Origin of the sequence: Brevundimonas sp. SL161 (genome assembly GCF_049896985.1) — a bacterium.
In the GTDB taxonomy this organism is placed as follows: Bacteria; Pseudomonadota; Alphaproteobacteria; order Caulobacterales; family Caulobacteraceae; genus Brevundimonas.
Map to the genome: position 1 here is coordinate 109,830 of NZ_JAFCVJ010000010.1, position 6,364 is coordinate 116,193.

The 6,364-nt window shown below is 64.2% G+C and carries 8 protein-coding genes; 7 read left to right on the forward strand and 1 reads right to left on the reverse strand.

What is annotated here, in order from left to right; all coding sequences use genetic code 11:
- Nucleotides 1–25 precede the first annotated feature (25 nt).
- Nucleotides 26–409, forward strand: a complete 384-nt coding sequence (locus ACP7AU_RS09405; protein WP_303696273.1) for a response regulator — start codon at nucleotides 26–28, stop codon at nucleotides 407–409.
- A 7-nt stretch (nucleotides 410–416) separates the two neighbouring features.
- Nucleotides 417–1,781 carry a PleD family two-component system response regulator gene (locus ACP7AU_RS09410; protein WP_426038982.1) on the forward strand — a complete coding sequence of 455 codons (1,365 nt, stop codon included), beginning with the start codon at nucleotides 417–419 and terminating at the stop codon, nucleotides 1,779–1,781.
- Between the two features lie 91 nt (nucleotides 1,782–1,872).
- Here the strand turns inward: ACP7AU_RS09410 and rpmG are convergent, their stop codons facing one another.
- Nucleotides 1,873–2,040 carry a 50S ribosomal protein L33 gene (rpmG, locus tag ACP7AU_RS09415; protein ID WP_003164451.1) on the reverse strand — a complete coding sequence of 56 codons (168 nt, stop codon included), beginning with the start codon at nucleotides 2,038–2,040 and terminating at the stop codon, nucleotides 1,873–1,875.
- A 130-nt stretch (nucleotides 2,041–2,170) separates the two neighbouring features.
- Here rpmG and ACP7AU_RS09420 point away from each other — a divergent pair, with 130 nt between their 5' ends.
- The 5 genes from ACP7AU_RS09420 to ACP7AU_RS09440 all read left to right on the forward strand — a co-directional run.
- Complete coding sequence (locus ACP7AU_RS09420; RefSeq protein ID WP_426038983.1) at nucleotides 2,171–2,728, forward strand: hypothetical protein; 558 nt, start codon at nucleotides 2,171–2,173, stop codon at nucleotides 2,726–2,728.
- A 277-nt stretch (nucleotides 2,729–3,005) separates the two neighbouring features.
- Nucleotides 3,006–3,380 (forward strand): 30S ribosomal protein S12, encoded by a 375-nt coding sequence (gene rpsL / locus ACP7AU_RS09425; protein WP_013269204.1) that lies wholly within the window; start codon nucleotides 3,006–3,008, stop codon nucleotides 3,378–3,380.
- A gap of 72 nt (nucleotides 3,381–3,452) precedes the next feature.
- The gene (rpsG, locus tag ACP7AU_RS09430; RefSeq protein WP_426038984.1) at nucleotides 3,453–3,926 is read left to right on the forward strand and encodes a 30S ribosomal protein S7; all 474 of its coding nucleotides are present in this window, start codon (nucleotides 3,453–3,455) and stop codon (nucleotides 3,924–3,926) included.
- A gap of 149 nt (nucleotides 3,927–4,075) precedes the next feature.
- Entirely contained in the window at nucleotides 4,076–6,157 is a 2,082-nt protein-coding gene (gene fusA / locus ACP7AU_RS09435; protein ID WP_426038985.1) for an elongation factor G, read from the forward strand.
- An 88-nt stretch (nucleotides 6,158–6,245) separates the two neighbouring features.
- The coding region (locus ACP7AU_RS09440) for a GTP-binding protein (protein ID WP_426038994.1) at nucleotides 6,246–6,364 on the forward strand (119 nt) is incomplete at its 3' end.

Sequence of the window (6,364 nt, forward strand, 5' to 3'; positions counted from 1 at the left end):
GTCGAGGCGGCCAGACCGGGTGAAGATGTCCAAGAAAGTCCTCATCGTCGAGGATAACGAGCTGAACATGAAGCTGTTTCATGATCTGCTCGACTCGCAGGGCTATGAGATCCTGCAGACCCGCGAGGGGATGCAGGCGATGGCCATGGCGCGCCAGCATATGCCCGACCTGATCCTGATGGACATCCAGCTGCCGGAGATCTCGGGGCTGGAGGTGACCAAATGGCTCAAGGACGACGAGGAACTGGCCCATATCCCGATCATCGCCGTGACCGCCTTCGCCATGAAGGGCGACGAGGAACGGATTCGGCAGGGCGGCTGCGAGGCCTATATCTCCAAGCCGATCTCGGTGATGCATTTCCTGGAAACCGTGAAGAAGCACCTCAGCCAGCCGGTAGCAGTGGGATAGCCGTTCAATGACCGCGCGTATTCTTGTGGTCGACGATGTCGAGGCCAACGTCCGTCTCCTCGAGGCCAAGCTGACGCTGGAATACTATGACGTCCTGACGTGTCAGGACGGGGCAAAGGCGCTGACCCTCGCGGCGGCGGAACAGCCGGACATCATCCTGCTGGACGTCATGATGCCCGGCATGGACGGGTTCGAGACCTGCCGGCGTCTTAAGGCCGATCCGCTCACCAACCATATTCCCGTCGTGCTGGTGACGGCGCTGGACGGACGCGAGGACCGGATCAAGGGGCTGGAGGCGGGGGCCGACGACTTCGTCACCAAGCCGCTGGACGACGTGGTGCTGTTCGCCCGCGTGCGGTCGCTGACCCGGCTGAAACTGGTCATGGACGAGCTGCGCGAGCGCGAGGAGAGCGGACGGCGGCTGGGAGTCACGACGGACGGAGCCGGGCGACTGCGCGGCTCGGGCGGCCGGGTCCTGATCGTCGACGACAATGCGCGCCAGGCGCAGCGGATCGCCGAGGAGCTGACGCGCGAGCACCGGCCGACGGTCGAGAGCGATGCGGCCGGGGGGCTGCTGGCGTCCAGGGGTGCGATCGACCTGATGATCATCAATGTGGCGGCCGCCGAGTTCGACGGCCTGCGCCTGATCGCCCAGGTTCGGTCGGTCGAGCCGACGCGGCACCTGCCCATCCTGGCCGTGGTCGATCCGTCGGACCGGCCGCGGCTGGTCAAGGCGCTGGAGCTGGGCGTCAACGACATCCTGATGAAGCCCGTGGACCCCGAGGAGCTGGCGGCGCGGGCGCGGACGCAAATCCGCAGGAAGCGCTACACCGACTTCCTCAAGGAGAAGCTGGATTACAGCCTGGAAATGGCCGTCACCGACGCCCTGACGGGGCTGCACAACCGCCGCTATATGGCGGGCCAGCTTCAAGCCTTTGTCACTCGGGCGGCCCAGGGCGGCGAGCCGGTCTCGGTGCTGGTCGTGGACATCGATCACTTCAAGAAGGTCAACGACGGCTTCGGCCACGACGCGGGCGACGAGGTGCTGCGCGAGTTCGCCGTGCGGCTGGCCACCAACGTTCGCGCCGTTGACCTGCCCTGCCGACAGGGGGGGGAGGAGTTCGTCGTCATCATGCCGGGCACCAGGCTCGAGGACGCCCAGCGCATTGCCGAACGCATCCGCCGCGACGTCGGCTCGACCCCGTTCCGGGTCATGGGCGGTCAGGAGCACCTGACGGTGACCATATCGATCGGAGTGGCGGCGACCCTGGGGGCGGGCGATACGCCTGAGGCCCTGCTGAAACGCGCCGACGAAGGCGTCTACGAGGCCAAGGCCACGGGACGCGACCGGGTCATCGCCCGGGCGGCTTAATAGAGGTCCTTCTCCCCCGAGGGGAGAAGGACAAACGAAAACGCCCGGTCGTTTCCGACCGGGCGCTTCAGAAACAGCGTGGGATCAAGGCCTACTTGATCTTGCCTTCCTTGAACTCGACGTGCTTTCGCACGACCGGGTCATATTTCTTGACGACCATCTTCTCGGTCATCGTGCGGGCATTCTTCTTGGTGACGTAGAAGAAGCCGGTGTCGGCCGTGGAGTTCAGCCGGATCTTGATTGAGGCGGGCTTTGCCATCGGAAATTACCTTTGCGACGGCGGTGAGAGCCGTGAAAATAAGAGGCGCGGAACATACTCAGGGACGCCACGAAGTCAACGGGCGACTTGGCGCCTTGAGCACGATGTCAAAGCGCGCGACCCTCTCCGCATGAAAACCGCCCTGATCGCCGCCGTCGCAGTCCTCCTGTCCGCCTGCGCCACCACGTCCGCGCCGTCCGGGCCGCAGGACGTCTTCATGAGCCGGCTGAACGCCCTGTGCGGCCAACGCTTCGAGGGGCGGGTGGTCACGACCGACGCGGCGGACGCAAGCTTCGCCAGCCAGCGCCTGCTGATGCATGTCCGCGACTGTTCGCCGGAAGAGGTGCGAATCCCGTTCAGCGTCGGCGAGGACCGGTCGCGGGTGTGGATTGTCACGCGGACGACAGGGGGCGTCCGCCTGAAGCATGATCACCGCCACGAGGACGGCACGGTGGATGTGCTGCACATGTACGGCGGCGACACGGCGAGCCTCGGGACGGCCGAGCGCCAGGAGTTTCCCGTCGACGCCTTCTCCATCGCCCTGTTCAACGCCAATGCCGCCGCAGTCTCCACGACCAACGTTTGGGCGATGGAGGTCCACCCGGACCGGATGTTCGCCTATGAGCTGCGTCGGGCCAACCGGCACTTTCGGGTGGAGTTCGATCTGACCAGGCCCGTGGCGGAGTAGGGCGGACCATCGGTCTTGACCTGAAGGCCCCTCACGCGTAAACGCGCCGGACTTTCGAGGCGGGCCATTTCGGTGACCCATCCTGATCGTCACAATTGAACGGACGGGCTGTGCCCGCCGGAACGCCCGAAGCGCGCGTTCCGGTTTTTTCGTTTGGTCGTGCCGCATCCGGTCTCGAACGACCCCGGGCGGTCCTGAAGGGCCGTTCAAAAGAAGGAAACCGAGGCGCCCCGGCCGACAGGCACACGCCTCCATCAGAAGTCGAGACTGTCTACCGATGCCTACGATCAACCAGCTGATCCGCAAGCCCCGCAAGCCCAAGCCCGTGCGCAACAAGGTGCCGGCCCTGGAGGGTTCGCCCCAGCGTCGCGGCGTTTGCACCCGCGTCTATACCACGACCCCCAAGAAGCCGAACTCGGCTCTGCGTAAGGTCGCCAAGGTCCGTCTGGCCAAGAGCGGCTACGAAGCCGTGTGCTACATCCCCGGCGAGGGCCACAATCTTCAGGAGCACTCGGTGGTCCTGATCCGCGGCGGCCGCGTGAAGGACCTTCCCGGCGTGCGCTACCACATCCTGCGCGGCGTGCTCGACACGCAAGGCGTCAAAGACCGCAAGCAGCGTCGTTCGCACTACGGCACCAAGCGTCCGAAGTAAGCGACCCGCAATTTCCTGATTCAGCCGGTCTCATCCGGCTTCTTCCAGACACCGATTTAGAAGGCCCAGCCCATGTCACGTCGTCACCGCGCCCAGAAACGCGAAGTCCTGCCGGATCCCAAATACAAGGATCTGACCGTCACCAAGTTCATGAACTACGTCATGTACGAGGGCAAAAAGGCCGTCGCCGAGAACATCGTCTACGGCGCCTTCGAAATCCTGGCCGACAAGAAGAAGGACTTCGAGCCGGTCCAGACCTTCCACACCGCCCTGGAAAACGTCCAGCCGTCGGTCGAAGTCCGCTCGCGTCGCGTCGGCGGCGCCACCTATCAGGTTCCGGTCGAGGTTCGCCCCGAGCGTCGCCGCGCCCTGGCTATCCGCTGGCTGGTCAACGCCGCGCGCAAGCGTGGTGAGAACACCATGACCGAAAAGCTGGCCGCCGAGCTGCTGGATGCGTCGAACAACCGCGGCACTGCGGTCAAGAAGCGCGAAGACACCCACAAGATGGCTGAAGCCAACCGCGCCTTCAGCCACTACCGCTGGTAGGCGCCTTCAAAGCGTCAAACAGCGACACTATCTAGGCCTATCCGGCGCGGGCGGTTTGAGCTAAATCGCCCGCGCTCGCTTATCCGCTACATCGACGATCTCCCGAGGACGCGGACCGCGTCCTGAACATACTTTCAAGGCACGCTTTCATGGCCCGCACACACGCGCTCGAGGACTACCGCAACTTCGGAATCATGGCCCACATCGATGCGGGCAAGACGACGACGACCGAGCGGATCCTGTATTACACCGGCAAGAACCATAAGATCGGCGAAGTCCACGACGGCGCCGCGACCATGGACTGGATGGACCAGGAGCAGGAGCGGGGGATCACGATCACCTCGGCTGCGACCACGGCCTTCTGGCAGGGCAAGCGCCTGAACATCATCGACACCCCCGGCCACGTGGACTTCACCATTGAAGTCGAGCGTTCGCTGCGCGTGCTGGACGGCGCGGTCGCGGTGCTGGACGGCAACGCCGGCGTCGAGCCGCAGACCGAAACCGTCTGGCGTCAGGCCGACAAGTACAAGGTTCCGCGGATCGTCTTCGTCAACAAGATGGACAAGATCGGCGCCGACTTCGACGCCTCGGTCCAGTCGATCCGCGACCGCCTGGGCGCCAAGGCCGTGCCGATCCAGTTCCCGATCGGTTCGGAGAACACCCTGACGGGTCTGGTCGACATCGTGTCGATGAACTCGGTGGTCTGGGACAACGATGCCCTGGGCGCCAACTTCACCATCGGCCCGATCCCGGACGACCTGATGGCCAAGGCCGTCGAGGCGCGTCAGTACCTGATCGACAACGCCGTCGAACTCGACGACGACGCCATGCAGGCCTACCTCGATGGCAACGAGCCCTCGCTGGAAGTGCTGAAGAAGTGCATCCGCAAGGCCGTGCTGACCGGCGCCTTCTATCCGATCCTGTGCGGCTCGGCATTCAAGAACAAGGGCGTGCAGACGCTGCTCGACGCCGTCGTCGACTACCTGCCTTCGCCCACGGACATCCCGCCGACCCCGGGCATCGACTTCAAGACCGAAGAACCCGTCGTGCGTCGCGCCTCGGACGACGAGCCCCTGTCGATCCTCGCGTTCAAGATCATGGACGATCCGTTCGTCGGCTCGCTGACCTTCTGCCGCCTGTATTCGGGCAAGATGGAAACCGGCCAGAACCTGCTGAACTCCAGCCGCGACAAGAAAGAGCGCGTCGGCCGGATGCTGCAGATGCACTCGAACAACCGTGAAGACGTCAAGGAAGCCTACGCCGGCGACATCGTCGCCCTGGCTGGCCTCAAGGACACCCGCACCGGCGACACCCTGTGCGATCCGCTGAAGTCGCCCGTCATCCTTGAGAAGATGGAATTCCCGGCGCCGGTCATCGAGATCTCGGTGGAGCCCAAGACCAAGGCCGACCAGGAGAAGCTGGGCGTCGCCCTGGCCAAGCTGGCTTCGGAAGACCCGTCCTTCACCGTCTCGACCGACCATGAGTCGGGCCAGACCATCCTGAAGGGCATGGGCGAGCTTCACCTGGACATCAAGATCGACATCCTGAAGCGCACCTACAAGGTCGAGGCCACCATCGGCGCGCCGCAGGTCGCCTATCGTGAATCGCTCGGCCGCAAGGTCGACATCGACTACACCCACAAGAAGCAGACCGGCGGTACGGGCCAGTTCGCCCGCGTCATGATCACGTTCGAACCCGGCGAGCCCGGCTCGGGCTTCGTGTTCGAGAACACGATCGTCGGCGGCGCCATCCCCAAGGAATTCATCCCGGGCGTCGAGAAGGGCCTGAACTCCATCAAGGATTCGGGTCTGCTGGCCGGCTTCCCGCTGATCGACTTCAAGGCGAGCCTGACGGACGGCAAATACCACGACGTCGACTCCAGCGTGCTGGCGTTCGAAATCGCGGCCCGCGCCGCCTTCCGCGAACTGAAGGAAAAGGGCGCTCCGAAGCTGCTCGAGCCGATCATGGCGGTCGAGGTCGTGACCCCCGAGGACTACCTCGGTTCGGTCATCGGCGACCTCAACGCCCGTCGCGGCATGATCCAGGGTCAGGACATGCGCGGCAACGCCACTGTCGTGAACGCCTTCGTGCCCCTGGCCAACATGTTCGGCTATGTGAACACGCTGCGCGGCATGTCCCAGGGCCGCGCCCAGTTCACCATGCAGTACGACCACTACGAGCCGGTGCCGCAACACGTCGCCGACGAAGTAATCAAGAAGTACAGCGCCTAAACCCAACAATGCCGACGGGCTTCGGTCCGTCGGATACCCCCTGAAAACCTAGGAATAAGCCCCCTGTTCAGGGGACGGAGAGAAGAGAATGGCCAAGGAAAAGTTCGAACGTAACAAGCCGCATTGCAACATCGGCACGATCGGTCACGTGGACCACGGCAAGACGACGCTGACGGCTGCGATCACGATGGTTCTGGCCAAGGCCAG